The following is an 18230-nucleotide window of genomic DNA, read 5'->3' on the forward strand; positions in this document are numbered from 1 at the left end:
AAAAGGGGACGCAAAAACAGATGGGGCGATAGAATAAAAAAGAAAAAGGCCAGAAATATCCGGCCTTACTGAAGTCATTACCTGTAAGCGTTAGTCGCCTAAGCTTAATAACGTGGTGTTTCCACCAATTGCTGTGATGTTATTTGAGCGCGTTTTTTCTGTGATAAAACGCGTCAGATAATGTGGGCCACCCGCTTTAGGGCCAGTGCCCGATAAGCCTTGGCCACCAAATGGTTGTACGCCAACCACAGCACCCACTTGGTTACGGTTAATGTAGACATTGCCCACATTAACCAGATCTGCAATCGACATAGCCAGTGACTCGTTTCTGGAATGAATGCCGAGCGTCAGCCCAAAGCCTGTTGCGTTGATATTGTCAATGACGTCATTCAAGTGTTTTGCTTTAAAACGAATAACGTGAAGAATTGGACCAAAATGTTCTTTTTCTAATTGATCAATAGACGTAATTTCTACCGCTGTTGGTTGCACAAATGTACCGCTCGCCATAACCGATTCATCAACTGGAACCGTTGCGATTAGCTTGCCTTCTTTTCGGATGCGTGCAATGTGTTCGTTAAGACTCTGCTGCGCCGCTGCATCAATTACGGGGCCAACATCGGTTTGATAATCTAGAGGATCGCCCACAACCATCTCTTTCATTGCACCTTGCAACAGTTCGATAATGCGATCAGCAATGTCTTCTTGCACATAGAGCACGCGCAATGCGGAGCAGCGCTGGCCAGCACTGGTAAACGCAGACGCAATCACGTCTCTAACGACTTGCTCTGGCAACGCAGTACTATCTACGATCATGGCGTTTTGACCACCGGTTTCTGCAATAAGTGTCGATATCGGGCCATCTTTTTCTGCCAGCGCCATATTAATGCGCTTGGCTGTTTGGGTTGAGCCAGTAAAGCACACGCCAATCACGCGAGGATCTTGGCTAAGTGCTGCGCCTACATCACCACCACCTGGTAATAGGTGCAATACGTCCGCTGGAATGCCCGCTTCAAGGGCCAATTCAACGGTTCTATAAGCAATAATGCCGGTTTGTTCAGCGGGTTTGGCGACCACAGTATTACCTGTCACTAATGCTGCGGCAATTTGGCCTAAGAAAATGGCTAGCGGGAAGTTCCAAGGACTAATACACGCAAATACGCCTTTACCCACGTTAAATAGCTCATTGCGCTCGCCCGTTGGGCCTGGAAGCGGCCCCTCATAGGCAAACAATGCACGGCCTTGTTGCGCATAGTAACGGCAAAAATCCACGGCTTCGCGTACTTCATCAATGCCATCTTGCAACGTTTTTCCTGCTTCCATATTGCACAGTGCAATCAGCTCGTGACTGTGTTGTTCTAATAGATCGGCCAACTTTTCAAGCATAAGCGCACGCGATTCCACTGTAGTACGCGACCAAACAGGAAAGGCGGCATGAGCAATGTTGATAGCGTCTTTTGCTTGGCTTTCATTAGCCCAATGAATATGACCAACCGTCACGCTCTTGTTTTGTGGCATGCTCACTTGATGCTTAGTGCCTGATGTCAGGGTTTTACCGTTTACGATGCTGCCGACAGTCCATGTTTTGCCATAGAAAGATTTCACTTTGTCCATGAAGGCGTGATGTTGACTATTAATATTCAAATTAACTCCTTGTGAATTACGTCTGTCAGCAAAAATATCGGTGGGCAGGCAAATTTTATGGTTTGCAAGTGTGGGTTGTTGAGCCAATGTTTCTACAGGATGATCCACGAGTGTGCTGATTGGCGTTTTAGGATCGACAAGCTTGTGTACAAAGGAACTGTTTGCGCCATTTTCTAGAAGACGTCTCACCAAGTAAGGCAGCAAGTCTTTATGCGCGCCCACGGGCGCATAGATTCTAACGTTAAGATTGTCAGTACGTGATATGACAGTATCGTAGAGCTCTTCGCCCATGCCGTGTAAACGCTGGAACTCATACTCACGATTATGTTTTTCTGCCATTTTACGAATACACACTAAAGTGTGAGCATTATGGGTTGCGAACTGCGGATAAATGGCACCGGTAGTTTGCTCAGACAGTAAGAAACGCGCACACGCTAGGTAACTGGCATCGGTGCCGGCTTTTCGTGTAAATACCGGATAACCGTCTAGACCCATTTGCTGGCATTCTTTAATTTCAGTATCCCAATAAGCGCCTTTTACCAGCCTGACTGGAATGATGTCGCCCTGACTTTTCGACAATTGTGTTAACCACATCAATACGGGAAGGGCACGCTTTGAGTAAGCTTGCACCACTACCCCTAGATTTCCCCATCCTTTGGCAGCATCACTACGATAAACTTTTTCGATTAGTTTCAGAGATAACTCAAGGCGATCCATCTCTTCGGCATCAATGCTAACACCGACATTTTGCTCGCGAGCCAAGGCCACAAGTTGAATAACGGTGTCAGACATTTCATTTAACACGCGCGCTTCATTGGCGACTTCGTAGCGTGGATGAAGAGCAGATAGTTTAATTGAAATTGTCGGTGGAAGTGGGTAAGTATCGTTAATATTCTGGACACCCAGTTTACGGATCGCATTGGCGTAAGCATCGTAATACTTTTTCGCATCCTCCATGGTGTAGGCTGCTTCACCGAGCATATCGTATGAATGGGTGTAGCCATCTTTACGCTGGCTGCGGCTAGCTTTAATCGCCTCGTCGATGGTACGACCAAGCACGAATTGCTTACCCATGATTCGCATTGCTGCATACATGGCGTTACGAACAACTGGCTCACCCAAGCGGCTGATCATTTTATTTAGTAAGGTTTCACCGCTTTTCGTTTGATCAGTGCCCAACCGAAAGACTTTACCTGTAAGCATTAACCCCCACGTCGACGCATTTACCAACAAAGAATCACTGCTTTTTAGGTGTTTGCGCCAATTTGCGCCTGACAGCTTATCTTTGATAAGTGCGTCAGCGGTATCTGCATCGGGAATACGTAATAGTGTTTCTGCTAAACACATGAGAATGACACCTTCGGTGGTGTCTAAGCTGTATTGCTGCAAAAACGCGTCGATACCGTCTCCGCCTTTTGCTTCTTTTCTGACTGCGCTAATCAGATCTGTTGCATCTTCTTTGATTGCACTCATTGACCCTTGGTCGCGCTCTATAAGAGAGAGCAACTCTTGCAAATAGGCATTTTCGTCGACGATGTAATTATCTGAAATTATCGATTCCAACTCACTCAAAGAGGGCAGTTGATAGTCAGGTTTTTTGAGTTCGCTCGCTTTGAACATGATGCGCACATCTCCCGATGCAACAGTTAAAATTTTGCGGAGTATAAGCGCAGGGTTTCATAGGAACAATGATTGAAACAAGAAAAAACGCCTGAATTGTTATTCAGGCGTCATTTGTTTTACTTAGATAGATGGCTAACGCCTTTATTAGTAAGCGTTTTCTAGTAAATAGCGTAATGGTCTAACCACTACATCCATTGATCATTTCGGCGTCGTTTTTTCGGCAAATAGGCAATAATAACACCGATAATCACACTGATTAGGGCAATAATACCACCACGGGTTAACCATTCCATTTGTTCTGACTTGTCTTGATTTTGCAGTTTAGCTTTAAGTTCGTTGTTACTTGCCGTCAGCGCGTTCAAGTCACTCTGTAATTGGTTATTCCGAGAGCGAAGATCTTCTATTTGCTGATTCAATAAGTCGTTAGATTGTTTTTCCTCATTCAAACCTGAACTGGTAAGTTTCAATGATTCTTGCAACTCAGGTAGCTGCTCTCGGAGACTTTCGCTTTGGGTAATAAAGCTTGCATCTACCCACCCCGTACGCTGCTTGTCATCGATAATTTCAGCGAAATTATTCTCTGAATCAAACTGCAATTGAATGACTTTTGTTCCGGCTAACACTGAACCTAAAATTCGGTAGTTTCGGCCAGGACCTGCATGAAGGTAAGTGTACAGATCATCGGTAATATAACGGACTTCACCGTCTGTTTCGTTGTTCGTTTGTTCCGAGTCCTGTGCATTCACAGAAAGGCTCACAAACATCAACGAAAAAATAGCAATTAATAGACGCATTTTTTTCTACATGTCTTCCAGTGATGACATAGATGGTATTAATTGATGCTTATAAAGGCAAGCTTCGATTTAATTTAAGCGTATTCTGTGGTTTTCTTCACTGTGAACAAGGATTTGGTGTTATGATTTTGATCATTATTGGCGATATTCCTTGGTTTAAATGGCTACAGAATTAGAACTAAAACTTATTGTGAGCGGTGATGCGAAATCACAGATAGAAAATCGATTTCTGCCTTCACTTGACGCCAAAGTCACCCGCTCGGAGTACACATTGTTTAATCAGTATTACGATACTCCTGATAATCTTTTACGTCGCCATGACATTGGCCTTCGTATTCGAGGCCGTGATGGTAAGTTTGAACAAACTATCAAAACCGCCGGAAAAGTCGTGGCAGGTTTGCATAGCCGCCCTGAATATAACGTCGATATTCGCGAGCCACAGCCAGATCTTAGCTTGTTCGACCGAGAGATATTTCCTGAGTCGCTGTCGGTAGATGACCTTCAAAAGCGCATTCAGCCGTTATTTACCACTGATTTTACCCGTTCTGAGTTTTTGCTTGATTTTGGTGACAAAGGAATCATCGAGTTGGTGTGCGACCTTGGTACGATTCGTGTCGACAAACAATCTGTTCCCATCAGTGAAGTTGAGCTAGAACTTAAGCAAGGCGATGTATCTTTGATTTTTGAGCTAGCAGAACGCTTGAGCGATGTTACTAATGCGCGTGTAGGCAATATGAGTAAGGCGGCTAGAGGCTACATGTTGGCTAAAAACCGTTCGATTAGCAGTAAGGCGATGGATGCGTTTCTATCGGTCGATCCTCATACCACATGCGAAGAGGGCTTTATTCGTGCTGCAGAATACGCATTGGCATATTGGCAGCACCATGAGTCGTGTTATTTAGAACATAGAAAAGTTCGCGATTTAGCGCATATGGTCATGGGCATGCAATTACTACTGCAAACCCTCACATTATTATTGCCATTGTTGCAATGTCGTACGATGCTTGATTTACATAAAGCGTTAATGCTGAGAGTAACCGACTGGTTTTGGGTTGAGCAGCTAATGAGCATTAAAGAGCTGCGTTCTAAAAAGGGGCCATTTAGAAAGAAACTTAGCAATAACCCAGAGCTATTGAGCTATTTACGTGGTATCAGCGAAGGCATCATACAAAATTATGCTCCCGACAAGCGTATTGAAAGCCGTGACAATGTTGCCTTACAGCTAAAAATTGCCAGAACCCTCTACGATAAACCCTGGCGTCAGGAGTCGTCTGGCTATGATTCATCGTTGATTGAACACGCGAAGGGGTGGTTGTCGCAAGGTTGGCATAATATTTTGCAAAATATGCCACGTAATAAGCGTTTGAATGCCCACGAGTATATCGCGCAGCAATCCATGCTGCGACAAACGCTGTTCACTGGGTTTATTCTCGGTAACTTGTTTCCGGAACGACGGGATCAATTTCGTGCGCCTTGGCTAGATATTTTAAGCGGAATAGAAGAGCTGAATACGTTATTTAGTTTAAAGGCGCAACTGAATACGGCCGATATTCAAGGCAAAGACGAATTAATGCTATGGTGTGACGAAAAAGTCGCTTCGCTACTCAATGTGATGGAGCAAAGTCGTGCCGTTGCCCTCGGTTTAGACGCTTACTGGTAATCAATATTATGGTAATCAACATTATGGTAATCAATATTGTATGATTGATGTTGGTACTTACTATCAATATTTCATCACGTTTATGCTGGTGGCGTGGTCGATTCCTATGTTTCTATTTTGGAGTCGTTATGACCGTTTTCCCCATCAGACTTATTTATTGCTAAGTTTACTGTGTTGGCCAGTCACCTTGCTAGATGAAGCGATTCGCGCCTACGGGGGAGCAGAATCATGGATTGCTCTTGCGGGCGGCTTTCAATTTTTACCCATATTGATATGTACTTGGTTACTGTTGGGAGTTCGGCAGCTTCTATATGAGAAGCCCCTGCAAAAAAGTTGGCGCTTTTATCTGCCAACTGTGTTTATGTTGTTAGGCGAGATTCCGTATTTGGTGCTTTCTGCGAGTGATAAATTAGCTCTCTTTGATGCGCCACCTGTCGGTAATCTAACTCAATATTGGCAGCATTACTTACCGGTATTATTTGCGGGTTTTGTTATGCTTGCGCTTACAGTTCAAGCGCTAGAGTGGCTTAGTACCTACCATCAGAACTTATCTGAGCAGGTTGTGGATGTACATTTTTATAAGTTTCAGCGCGTGAATTGGGGCTTTGTACTGATCATGCTCTCGGCGTTTGGTGCGATAGCATTGACTGCGCTGGCGATGTTTTCTTTGGGGGTGTCCTCAATTTGGTTAAGCACCATAAACTTATTGTATTCGTTAACATTATTTCTGACGCTCATTACGTTAATGGAAAGACGACGTTATTCTCCGTCACCCATTGATGATGAGTCACTGTTGAAGCAAGCATACAGTGACGCGTATTTACGCGACACGTTACGTAAAGCTGAAGATGCGATAATCCGCCAAAAAGCCTATAAAAAAATAGGTCTGCGCATCCGTCAGGTTGCTGACAGTGCGAAGGTTGATCCTGTTGCACTTGCTGTTGCAACGCGGTCTATATTAAACCGAAACTTCCGTGCTTTTATTTACCACTATCGCCTCGAATATGCGAAAAAAGTGTTGATGCAAACCGACACTAAGGTGTCATCCGTCGCCAAACGTTTAGGATTCAATTCTGAAAAATTTTTAAGCGGCGTATTTATTAAATATATTCAGGCAATGGGCAAAGACCAGAATGACAAACTCGAAGAAGATGTCTTTCGGCAGTCGTAGTCGTTGAACTGTGTTGGTTCAGCTTGCGTGAATGCTAACCAGCCCGAATAAATAGAAATTAAATTATCTTAACCTTCCCTCGTTTTTTAGTATTTGAATGCATTTTTGATCCTAAATATCTGATTCAGGTTACAAATTGCTCTACCGACTTGATGTTTGAACAAACCATTGACCATTAATATTTTAACTATACTGATGGGCACGGGTTCAATTTACATGCAACTAAGGAGAGGGAATGAAAGCTTCGGATTTATTTGTCAGGGCGCTGGAAGCAGAAGGGGTGGAATACATCTTTGGGATTCCTGGTGAAGAAAACCTCGACTTGTTAGAGTCATTACGCGAGTCGCCCATTCAACTCATTCTTACACGTCACGAACAAGCCGCAGGATTTATGGCTGCTACCTATGGCCGCTTAACCGGTAAAGTTGGCGTATGCTTGTCAACACTAGGGCCGGGCGCTACGAATTTGGTTACGCCGGCTGCCTACGCCCAGCTAGGCGCGATGCCTATTTTGATTATTACAGGGCAAAAGCCGATAAAAACCAGCAAACAAGGTAAATTTCAGGTTATTGATATTGTCGATATGATGCGACCGATTACGAAATATACCTCGCAAGTGGTGAGTGGCGATCGTATTCCGTCTGTGATTCGCGAAGCCTTCAGAGTGGCTCAAGAGGAGCGTCCCGGCGCTGTTCATATTGAATTACCAGAAGATATTGCTGCTGAAACTACCTCTGCCAAATTGCTGGAAGCGAGTTTGGTTCGTCGCCCTATTGCAGAATACAAAGCTATCAGTCGTGCCGTAGATATGATTGAACAGGCTACCTCACCAATTATTTTGATTGGAGCCGGTGCAAACCGCAAGCTCACCAGTAAAATGCTACGTGAATTTGTAGACAAAACCCGTATCCCCTTTGTCTCAACGCAAATGGGCAAGGGCGTATTAGATGAGCGAGATGATTTGTTTATTGGTAACACGGCATTGTCAGATGGTGATTTTGTGCACCAGGCATTGTCAAAAGCGGATTTAATTATCAATGTAGGTCATGATGTCGTGGAAAAACCACCGTTTTTCATGAAGCACGGCGGCACAAAAGTTATTCATGTCAATTTTGAGACGGCCACCGTCGACCCCGTATATTTTCCACAGTTAGAAGTGACGGGGGACATTGCAAACAGCATTTGGCAGATTAAAGAAAAGATCGCGCGGCAGTCTCATTGGGAGTTCAGCTTTTTCAAACAAGTCCACAAAGCGTATACGGAACATCGTGGTGAATCAGAAGATGATGACCGCTTTCCAATTTTGCCAGAAAGGTTTGTAAAAGACATACGCAAAGCGATGCCCGCCGATGGTATCGTTACGCTGGACAACGGCGTGTACAAAATTTGGTTTGCGCGCAATTACCCCGCTGCTCAGCCGAATACCTTATTGCTAGACAATGCGCTGGCTTCTATGGGGGCAGGTTTGCCGTCGGCGATGGCGGCAAAAATGGTGTATCCCGAGAAGCCGGTTATCGCGGTGTGCGGAGATGGGGGCTTTATGATGAACTCCCAAGAACTTGAAACAGCCGTAAGATTAAACCTGCACATTGTGGTGATCATTTTACGTGATAATGCCTATGGCATGATTAAGTGGAAGCAAGCCAATATGCAATTTGGTGATTATGGGCTGGATTATGGAAATCCGGAATTTGTAAAATATGCAGAAAGTTACGGTGCCAAAGGGTGGCGTATAGAATCAACGCAGGCCCTTATTGAGCAAGTAGAACATTGCTTGGAGGAAGAGGGCGTGCATCTGATTGATGTGGCGGTTGATTATAGCCTGAACGATAAAACCCTAAACCACACTATCCGTGAATTGAGCGAAAAACTGTAAAGGAGTGAGCATGACAACGCAAACACTTGAAAAAGCCTATCCCTATTTTCTTGCGAGCAAGCCAGTATTCGCGAATCAGGATTTGCAGGTAACCAACAAATACACAGGCGAAACGGTGACGACAGTAGCCATGGCCAGTGCCGACGTAATTGATAAAGCCATTGATGCAGCGGAAAAAAGTCAGCCGGCGATGGCTAAAATGAAGCCTTACGAGCGTCAGGCAGTGTTGAACCATTGTGTTAAACGTTTTCAAGAGCGGTTTGACGAATTGGCCTATATGCTGTGCATTGAAGCAGGTAAGCCAATCAAAGATGCAAAGGGCGAAGTCACGCGCTTGATTGATACATTTCGCGTGGCAGCAGAAGAATCCGTAAGGATAAATGGTGAGCAGATCAACCTTGAAATCACCGAGCGTGCGAAAGGCTATCAGGGAATGACCAAAAAAGTGCCGATAGGCCCTTGTTCGTTTATTTCTCCCTTTAACTTTCCATTGAATTTGGCCGCTCACAAAATTGCGCCTGCAATTGCGGCAGGGTGCACCTTTGTACTTAAACCTGCCAGCCGTACGCCATTGGGGGCCCTAGTTATTGGTGAAATATTGGCTGAAACCGATTTGCCCGAAGGGGCTTTTTCTATATTACCTTGTAGCCGAGATGGGGCTGATTTATTTACAACCGACGAGCGTCTTAAATTGCTTAGTTTTACGGGATCGCCAGACGTAGGTTGGGACCTGAAAGCCCGAGCGGGTAAAAAGCCTGTCGTGCTGGAGCTCGGAGGCAATGCCGCATGTATTGTTGATGAAGATGCTGATCTTGACGATGCGATTGATCGTTTAATTGTAGGAGCCTATTACCAGTCTGGACAGAGCTGTATCAGTGTGCAAAGGATACTGGTGCACGAGTCTATTTATGCTGAATTCAAGACCCGTTACGTTGATGCGGTAAAAGCGTTGACGCATGGCGATCCTCTTGACGAAGACACGTTTATCGGGCCAATGATTTCTGAGTCGGAAGCAAAACGGCTAGAAAATTGGATTGAAGAAGCAACCGCAAAAGGCGCTTCAGTGCTATGTGGGGGTCAACGAGAGGGGGCTATGTTGCAAGCTTGCGTGCTTGAAAATGTTCCTCATGGCGCAAAGGCAAATGCAGAGGAAGCATTTGGCCCGTTATCAGTGCTTAGCGCGTTCTCTGATTTTGATGCGGCACTAAAAGAAGTCAATAACAGTGTTTTTGGCTTGCAGGCTGGCGTATTTACCCGTGATATCTATAAAGCGTACCGAGCTTGGGATGAATTGCATGTTGGTGGTGTTGTGATTGGTGATGTGCCCAGCTGGCGCGTTGATAATATGCCATATGGCGGCGTAAAAGAATCGGGGCTTGGGCGGGAAGGAATTCGCTATGCCATCGAAGATATGACCGAAATTCGCTTGATGGTGTTGCGTACGCCTCAATAATTCAGCAGCATACATTCTAATCGATGTTGGCAGACGCGATTTTCGCGCGTTTGCCAACGTGCCTACTATTCATTATCTAACTGATTTTTCGATATTTATATCTTGAAACACTTTCATACACCATTGCTTTTTTAAAGATGTTACTGTTCAGTCATATATATTATTGTGCTTGGCACGCTTAACTTTGACTGGAATTATCATGACACTTCAAAAATGGGGCGGAATCGCTGCTATTATCGAGGCATGTACGTATTTGTTTGGTTTTGTGTTGTTTTTTGGGTTGATTGACGCCACAGGGTATGACACGCCGGAACGCTACCTATCTTTTGTGCTTGAAAATAGAGATGTATTTATTTCAGGCTACTTTGTGATTGGTATTTTGTTTAGCTTTATGCTGGTGGTATTGGTGCATGCACTGCACCAACGCATGAAAAACGTTGCACCTGAGCTAATGGCATGCACCGCTGTGGTGGGGTATATCTGGGCGGCTTTTGTTCTTGCCAGTAGCTTTATCTTCATTACCAGTTTAAGTGCGGTGGCTAAATTTCACGAGCTCGATCCAGTACAAGCGCTAACGATTGATCGCACCATTGGTATTGTGGTTGACGCGTTAGGTGGCGGCATTGAGCTAATCGGTGCAATATGGGTGTTGGCAATCACCTACGTCGGATTGAAACATAACGTCTATAGCCGGCTGCTTCACTATTGGGGGGCATTAGTTAGTGTGGCAGGTGTACTTACGCTGTTCTCGACATTGTCATTTTTATCAGGCAATCCGTTTTTTGATATCACCACCGCGCTATTTGGGTTAGGGCAAATACTTTGGTTTATTGGCCTTGGCGTTGCCATGCTAAGAGATAATCCAACCTCACACCCATGATTGACGCTAGGCGCGTTCTGGCTAAAGGCCAAAGTGCTGAGCTAGTAGCGCGCCTGTGAACTGTTTACGTAAGTAGAAGCCTCTGGGGCGTGTTTTAATTAGGGTGCCTTTAGAACCAATTGCATCTGTTAGCACGCTACCATCGGCTGCTTTAGGCCGGATTTGCAGTACCTCGCCATGCCTGGCCGTAACATTCTCGATCTCTCCGAGTGAGATCATCTCCATTAGTTCTTCCCAATCTGATTGTAACGCGTGAAGCTGTTCATGACTGGGAGACCATAAAAATGGAGACGCCACACGTCGGGCGCTCACGGGTATATCTCGGCTTCCTTCAATGGGTATCCAAAGCACGCAAGCCAGTTTGTTGCGCACATTGCTAGTCGCCCATTTGATGCCCGCTATGTTTTGTAGCGGGCAATAACACACGTAGGTAGTTTCTAACGGCATTCCGTTGGCGTCGATGGGAATGGTTTTGAGTTCAACACCGAGTTCGGGAAAATCTTGCTCTGGGTTTGAGCCTGCCTCTGCGCCCAAATAGTGCTCAAGCAACTGCCCAGTCCAGCCTTTATCCCGCTTGAAGTCCTTTGGAATGTGAATGTCGGCAAGGTTAGCAAGCTCGCCCAAACTCAGTCCAGCAAGCACCTCGGCGCGTTTAACCAACTCATTGATGGACGTGGGCGGGTGTTTGGCGGGTTGGATATTCAACGGCAATCTCCAGAAAACCTTTCACGATAAATAGTTGTGCAGCGTAATAGGTTAGCATAATCCACTGACTGGAATAAGGGATTGGCGTCACAAACTCCGTTAGCCCAATCAGGCCATCTGATACAGTGAACGTCAGTGCGCCAACCATAATCCAACGGGTTGCTGCAAGTGTATAGGCTGCGGTTAGTGTCATGAGCCCCAAACTGGCAATGTAGCAAGCAACCGCTATTTTTAATTCACCTGCGGTTGGTGCTACCAATATAATGGCTAACGTGAAAACTATACCGAGCAATACCGCTAAGGGCATAGAGTGTTTAGTCGGACTACGAAAACAAAAGAAACCTGTGCTGTAACAAAACTGCGCGAACGCAAACGCGATAAGCCCATGTAAAAAGCTAAATTCGATCAGCATATCGCCACTGGCACTAAAACTCAGCGCTAACGCGATGAATACATAAGTAGCTTGCCGTGTTTTTACCAGTTTGAAGAGCACGACACCAAGGAGGAGTAAAATAGGCAGGGCTTTATGCACAAAATGGCCGACGTAAAGATCCCCTCCAGCAAAAGGGATATAGCTCAACCCGAGTAGCACAAACATGAAAAGAAGTACGTTGCCCATTATTTGTATCCTGATTTTACTCGTAATATTGCTCAAACAGTCCCTACTTAGAGGGCTTTCTTACCACGATAATTTTATTGCTTTGATTACAGCGTAGTTTGTGGAAGAATGGAACCAGTTTATAGAATTGAGTGCCCGGGAGTCTAAGTGATTGATGCCGAAGGATTCCGCGCGAATGTCGGCATAGTGATTTGCAATAGAATAGGGCAAGTATTTTGGGCAAAACGCTATGGCCAGCATTCATGGCAGTTCCCGCAAGGCGGAATTGATGATGGGGAAACTGCTGAACAAGCGATGTTCAGAGAGTTACATGAAGAAGTCGGACTATCGCCAAACGACGTTGAGATTCTTGCAGTAACGAAAAACTGGGTGAGATATAAGCTGCCTAAACGTTTAATTCGTCAAGGTAGTAATCCAGTGTGTATAGGTCAAAAACAGAAATGGTTTTTGTTGCAGTTGTCATGCAACGAAAGCGATGTTGATGTGCTTAAATCTGGTCATCCTGAATTTGACGATTGGCGTTGGGTTAGCTATTGGTATCCTATTCGAAATGTAGTGTCGTTTAAGCGGGATGTGTACCGCAGGGTGATGAAAGAGTTCGCCCATGTGGCTATGCCTGATAGTCAACGCCAACAACGAAGCTATCATCATAAACGTCGTCGTAAAAGTTAGGTGCTTTCACTATGCTAACCACGCTTAAGCGTATTGTTCAGGAAGTGAATAAGATTCCTCATTTAGAGGATGCGCTTAAGCATTTGGCGAGCCGCTTACAACAGTCTATGGCAGTAGATAGCTGCTCTATTTACCTTGCCGACTATGACAAACAACACTTTTTAATGATGGCGACGGAAGGGTTAGCCAAATCGGCAATTGGCAGTGTGGCGATTGGTTTTTCTGAAGGCCTAATAGGCTTGATTGGCCAACGCGAAGAACCGCTTAACGTCAGCGATGCCCGTTCACATCCACGCTTTAAGCACTATCCTGAAGTAAAAGAAGAGCAGTACCATGCCTTCTTAGGCGCGCCGATTATTCATCAGCGCAAAGTGTTAGGTGTGATTACACTTCAGCAAAAACGCAAGCGCCGTTTTAGCGAAGACGAAGAAGCCTTTCTCGTTACCCTTGCTGCGCAGCTTGCGCTTGAAATTAAACACGCAGAAGCTCGGGGTTACTTCACGCCGAGTGAAGAAACCCCACCAAATTATCAAAAGTCTTTGATGGGAGTTCCCGGTTCGTCAGGTTTAGCGATGGGAACCGGCTTTGTATCGAACTATCGCGTAACCTTGCAAAGCTATGTGCCCAAACATACGCGCCACGCGGATAAAGAAATCTCGCTATATCGAGATGCCGTCTTTGCGACACGAGAACAGGTTAACGTACTCTCGTCACGAATGGCGGGAGAGGTGCCTGAAGACGTGGCGGCGATCTTCCAAATTTATCATCACCTCTTAGATGCCAACAGCCTCGGCCATGAGGTTGAAGCCCATATACGCGAAGGCTGGGACGCGGGAAGCAGTTTAAAATATGTCGTAGAGCAGTACATTCAGCAATTTAAAAGCATGAGTGATCCCTACATGCAAGAGCGTGCAGTCGATGTAGAAGATTTGTCTAATCGTATTCTCGCTAACATTGTGGGCATGGGAGAGGTGTTTCGCACAGAACGCCCGAAATCAGCCTTTGTGCTAGTGGCGGATGAAGTCACGGCGTCGATGTTGGCTGAATACCCTTCAGGGCAGCTTCAGGGCATTGTGTCGATGCGCGGTTCTAACAACTCGCATGCTGCCATTTTAGCGCGAGCGATGGGCGTTCCCGCTGTGATGGGATTAACAGATGTACCTCTGTCTGTGCTAGACGGCAAGCCGTTATTACTAGATGGGTATTCAGGCGAGGTGATTGTTAATCCGTCTGATTCGGTGAAAAATGAATTTGCTCTGCTGGTTAAAGAAGAGCAGGAGCTGTCTCACCGCATTCAAGAGCAAGCTGACTTACCGACTGTGACGCAAGACGGCGAAATTCTCTCATTGTTGATTAATACAGGGCTGTCTGCCGAGTTAGAAAATAGTCATTTTAATCAGGGCGAGGGCGTTGGTCTTTATCGCACTGAAGTGCCCTTCATGATGCGGGAGCGTTTTCCTTCTGAACATGAACAAATGGCACTGTACAAATCACTGCTGTCGGTAAATCCGCAAAAGAGTATTACCATGCGCACCTTGGATGTGGGCGGAGACAAGCCGTTACCTTACTTTCCAATAGCAGAGGAAAATCCATTTTTGGGGTGGCGTGGTATTCGTTTGACGTTGGATCACCCTGAGATCTTTCTTGTTCAGGTAAGAGCCATGCTCCGAGCAAGTATTGGTCTGAATAATTTAAAGATTATGCTTCCGATGATAACCACGGTGGCAGAAGTGAGAGAGTCTCGTCGCTTGATCCGTCAGGCATATCATGAAGTGTGCGAAGAGGCAAAGCAACGTGGCGAGCAGGTTAACATGCCTGAAATTGGTGTGATGCTTGAAGTACCCGCGGTGATTTATCAGCTGTCTCATCTTGCCGACAAAGTCGATTTCTTTTCTGTCGGCACAAACGATTTAACGCAGTATTTATTGGCCGTTGACCGCAACAATCCACGTGTTGCCAGCATTTACGATAGTTATCACCCTGCGGTATTGAATGCGCTTTGCAGTATTATTAGTACATCGAATGAACATAACGTGCCTGTTACCGTTTGCGGTGAAATGGCGGGCGAGCCGGGCGGTGCAATTCTGTTGATGGCGATGGGGTATCGAAAACTGAGTATGAATAGCCACAATTTGCTTAAGGTAAAATGGGCGATTCGCAGTACCACCCTAGTTGACGCACATGCGTTGCTAGAAAAAGTCCTCAAGTTAGAGCACCCGTTACAGGTGCGTGAATATGTTAATGTGTATTTGGAATCTATCGGTTTAGGCGGATTGGTCAGAGCCGGTATTTAATCAAGGAAGTCAGGTGTCTATTTTTATTATTTGTTTGTTCTTAGGCGCAGTGGTGGGCGTACTGGCAGGTATGCTCGGTATTGGTGGTGGCATTGTCATTGTGCCAGTGCTTTTATATTTATTTACTCAAGAGCTGATGTTGCCACTTTCTGTCGCTATGCCAATGGCCGTGGCCACCTCGCTGTCTACTATTATTCTGACGGGCATGTCATCTAGCCGCGCACATTATCGCTATGGAAACCTAGACATGACGATAGTGAAATGGTGTGCATTGGGTATCTCACTTGGCGCAGTTGTTGGAGCACAAATTGCCAGTCAGATATCAGGTGAAGCGTTAAAGAATATTTTTGCCTATTTATTAGCGCTCATTGCTTTACAGATGGCATTTGGTGGGCGTAGAACATCAAAACATGACATGTCTCCGAAAATTTTGACCTCAATCGGTTTTATTACTGGCAATATCTCAGCGTTTATGGGGATTGGCGGTGGGGCATTGATGGTGCCTGCATTGGTTTGGTTTCGTGTTAATGTTAAACTCGCTATCGGCTGCGCTGCTTTTTGCGGTTTGGTGATTGCCGTATTTGGTACGGCAAGCTACATCGTGGCGGGTTGGAATCAGCCGGAGCTACCGTCGCACGCGGTAGGTTACGTATATTTACCCGCTACGTTAGGCATAATATTAACGTCAACGTTTACTGCCACGCTGGGTGCGCGCATTAGCAATGCGCTTGATACACACTTATTGAAAAAGATTTTTGCAGGCTTTCTGGTTATTGTCAGCCTGCGTATGTTGTTAGGATAAAACCTCCATGTCGGATACTCATTACACGTTACCGATTATCGATCCCGCTATTTTTACTATTGGGCCAATCAGCCCCAAATGGTACGGGTTGATGTATTTAATTGGATTTATTGCGGCTTATCTTTTGGCTAACCATCGCCGAGATCAAATTGGCTGGAGCAAAGATCAAGTGAGCGACATGCTCTTCTGGGGATTCATGGGCGTAATCTTGGGTGGTCGCTTAGGGTACGTATTTTTTTATCAGTTCGGCTTGTTTCTCGACGATCCTCTTTATCTATTTCGCATATGGGAAGGCGGCATGTCATTTCATGGCGGCCTAATGGGTGTGATTGCTTCGTTGTTTTATACCGCCCGTAAAACCAATACGTCGTTTCTCGCTGTGGGGGATTTCGTGGCGCCGCTTGTTCCCATTGGCTTGGGCGCAGGGCGTGTAGGAAACTTCATCAATGCCGAGTTATGGGGACGAACCAGCGACGTACCGTGGGCAGTTATTTTCCCGGGGGCAGGGCCGCTGCCGCGTCATCCATCGCAGTTATATGAATTCGCATTAGAAGGCGTAGTATTGTTCGCGATACTTTGGCTTTATTCAGCAAAACCACGACCAACAGGCGCAGTTGGCGGCCTGTTTTTACTGGGTTATGGTACGTTCCGTTTTATTATCGAATATTTCCGAGAGCCTGATGCACATATTGGCTTGTATGGCGGTATTATCTCTCAAGGCCAGATCTTGTCACTACCGATGATTTTCGCCGGACTAGGCTTGATTATTTGGGCATATAGTAAAAACAACTCAGCTTCGATAACAAGCAAACAACCGAACGCTTAATGTAGTAATTAAACCAAATGAATATACATCCTGAAAAACAATACTTAGATTTATTGTCACTGCTGCTAGAAAAGGGCAGCGAAAGAATAGACCGAACTGGTGTTGGGACTAAAGCGGTTTTTGGACATACGATGCGCTTTGATTTATCAGAAGGCTTCCCTGTGTTCACTACAAAGCGAGTATACTGGAAAACGGCATTTAAAGAGATGCTCTGGATGCTGTCTGGTGGCCACAATATTCGAGAGTTAGTTGAACAGAACGTGCATATTTGGAGTGATTGGCCTTATAAAAAGTTTATTGATGCTCAACCAGATGGCAGCCCCGACAAGTCAATTACGATGGAAGCGTTTGAGCAGCGAGTATTGGCTGATGATGCATTCGCGCAAAAGTGGGGGGATTTGGGGCCTGTGTATGGAAAACAGTGGCGTAGATGGAAAACCGAAGACGGACAAGAGATCGATCAAATATCTCAGGTGATTGATCTATTAAAACATAACCCATCTTCAAGACGAATTATATTTGATGGATGGAATGTTGGAGAGCTAGATCAAATGGCGCTTCCACCGTGTCACAAGCACTACCAATTTTATGTGGATCCGAACACAAACAAGCTTTCTGGTGGAATGGTACAACGGTCATGTGATTCTTACCTAGGTCTTGCCTTTAACATTGCTAATTTGGCATTTATTACGACGCTGTTGGCGGAGCAGACCGGCTACGAAGTGGGCGAAATCGTATGGTTCGGTATGGATGTTCACCTCTACATGAACCATATTGAGCAGGCGAAAAAACAGCTTACGCGTGAACCTAAAGCATTTCCTACGTTAGTCATTAAACGTAAACCTGATTCATTGTTTGATTACACCATTGATGACTTTGAACTTGAGGGTTATGACCCTCATCCAGCCATACCTGCACCTGTTGCTGTATAGGGAAGACGGGCCGTTGCCGGTTGGCAAAAGCCCTGCGTTGCAGGAGTAGCCTCTAGGGTAAATAGTTGAACGTTCACATAACGTGCTATTCGCTGACGAAACATTTCTTTATTAGCTTGCCATTAGAGCTCAATGACGACTCGTGAAAAGGCATTTCTTTTTTTACTTTTAAAAAGAGATGCCTTTAAAAGTAAAACATGGCTCATTGTAATGCGTGTAAGGCATTTTCAGTGAATTTAATGGTACAAGTTTTATCTGCAAAGTATTGCAGAGGCATGTAGT

General features: G+C 45.4%; 14 protein-coding genes. 10 read left to right on the top strand and 4 right to left on the bottom strand.

Translation table 11 applies throughout. The annotated features are described in order from the left end of the window. Nucleotides 1-90: 90 nt before the first annotated feature. Both putA and OE749_RS07965 read right to left on the bottom strand, forming a co-directional pair. The gene (putA, locus tag OE749_RS07960) at nt 91-3261 is read right to left on the bottom strand and encodes a bifunctional proline dehydrogenase/L-glutamate gamma-semialdehyde dehydrogenase PutA (RefSeq protein ID WP_263711905.1); all 3171 of its coding nucleotides are present in this window, start codon (nt 3259-3261) and stop codon (nt 91-93) included. 188 nt (nt 3262-3449) lie between these two features. Continuing rightward, nucleotides 3450-4058 (bottom strand): TIGR04211 family SH3 domain-containing protein, encoded by a 609-nt coding sequence (locus OE749_RS07965; protein WP_263711906.1) that lies wholly within the window; start codon nt 4056-4058, stop codon nt 3450-3452. Between the two features lie 160 nt (nt 4059-4218). Between OE749_RS07965 and OE749_RS07970 the strand changes: the two genes are divergently transcribed. From OE749_RS07970 to OE749_RS07990, 5 genes are all read left to right on the top strand, one after another. Then, nucleotides 4219-5718 carry a CYTH domain-containing protein gene (locus tag OE749_RS07970; protein WP_263711907.1) on the top strand — a complete coding sequence of 500 codons (1500 nt, stop codon included), beginning with the start codon at nt 4219-4221 and terminating at the stop codon, nt 5716-5718. Nucleotides 5719-5758: 40 nt separating this feature from the next. After that, the gene (locus OE749_RS07975; RefSeq protein ID WP_263711908.1) at nt 5759-6889 is read left to right on the top strand and encodes a helix-turn-helix transcriptional regulator; all 1131 of its coding nucleotides are present in this window, start codon (nt 5759-5761) and stop codon (nt 6887-6889) included. A 235-nt stretch (nt 6890-7124) separates the two neighbouring features. Then, complete coding sequence (locus OE749_RS07980; protein WP_263711909.1) at nt 7125-8765, top strand: acetolactate synthase large subunit; 1641 nt, start codon at nt 7125-7127, stop codon at nt 8763-8765. 10 nt (nt 8766-8775) lie between these two features. Then, nucleotides 8776-10218, top strand: a complete 1443-nt coding sequence (locus OE749_RS07985; RefSeq protein WP_263711910.1) for an aldehyde dehydrogenase family protein — start codon at nt 8776-8778, stop codon at nt 10216-10218. Nucleotides 10219-10417: 199 nt separating this feature from the next. After that, nucleotides 10418-11098 (top strand): DUF4386 family protein, encoded by a 681-nt coding sequence (locus tag OE749_RS07990; protein ID WP_263711911.1) that lies wholly within the window; start codon nt 10418-10420, stop codon nt 11096-11098. A 21-nt stretch (nt 11099-11119) separates the two neighbouring features. Here the strand turns inward: OE749_RS07990 and mutH are convergent, their stop codons facing one another. After that, complete coding sequence (gene mutH / locus OE749_RS07995) at nt 11120-11797, bottom strand: DNA mismatch repair endonuclease MutH (protein ID WP_404828149.1); 678 nt, start codon at nt 11795-11797, stop codon at nt 11120-11122. Then, nucleotides 11760-12422, bottom strand: a complete 663-nt coding sequence (locus OE749_RS08000; RefSeq protein WP_263711913.1) for a lysoplasmalogenase — start codon at nt 12420-12422, stop codon at nt 11760-11762. Before OE749_RS08000 ends, mutH begins: the two co-directional genes overlap by 38 nt. Before the next feature lie 147 nt (nt 12423-12569). Between OE749_RS08000 and rppH the strand changes: the two genes are divergently transcribed. The 5 genes from rppH to thyA are packed head-to-tail and all read left to right on the top strand — an operon-like array spanning nt 12570 to nt 17948. Continuing rightward, nucleotides 12570-13094, top strand: coding sequence for an RNA pyrophosphohydrolase (rppH, locus tag OE749_RS08005; protein WP_263711914.1), 525 nt, complete (start codon nt 12570-12572; stop codon nt 13092-13094). 11 nt (nt 13095-13105) lie between these two features. Further along, on the top strand, nt 13106-15388 hold the full coding sequence (gene ptsP, locus OE749_RS08010) for a phosphoenolpyruvate--protein phosphotransferase (protein ID WP_263711915.1): 2283 nt from the start codon (nt 13106-13108) through the stop codon (nt 15386-15388). Between the two features lie 13 nt (nt 15389-15401). Beyond that, nucleotides 15402-16190 carry a sulfite exporter TauE/SafE family protein gene (locus tag OE749_RS08015; protein ID WP_263711916.1) on the top strand — a complete coding sequence of 263 codons (789 nt, stop codon included), beginning with the start codon at nt 15402-15404 and terminating at the stop codon, nt 16188-16190. A gap of 7 nt (nt 16191-16197) precedes the next feature. Then, entirely contained in the window at nt 16198-17016 is an 819-nt protein-coding gene (gene lgt / locus OE749_RS08020; RefSeq protein WP_263711917.1) for a prolipoprotein diacylglyceryl transferase, read from the top strand. 17 nt (nt 17017-17033) lie between these two features. Continuing rightward, nucleotides 17034-17948 carry a thymidylate synthase gene (thyA, locus tag OE749_RS08025; RefSeq protein WP_263711918.1) on the top strand — a complete coding sequence of 305 codons (915 nt, stop codon included), beginning with the start codon at nt 17034-17036 and terminating at the stop codon, nt 17946-17948. Nucleotides 17949-18230: the final 282 nt, after the last annotated feature.

This window comes from Fluctibacter corallii (assembly GCF_025751585.1).
Classification (GTDB): Bacteria; Pseudomonadota; Gammaproteobacteria; order Enterobacterales; family Alteromonadaceae; genus Fluctibacter_A; species Fluctibacter_A corallii.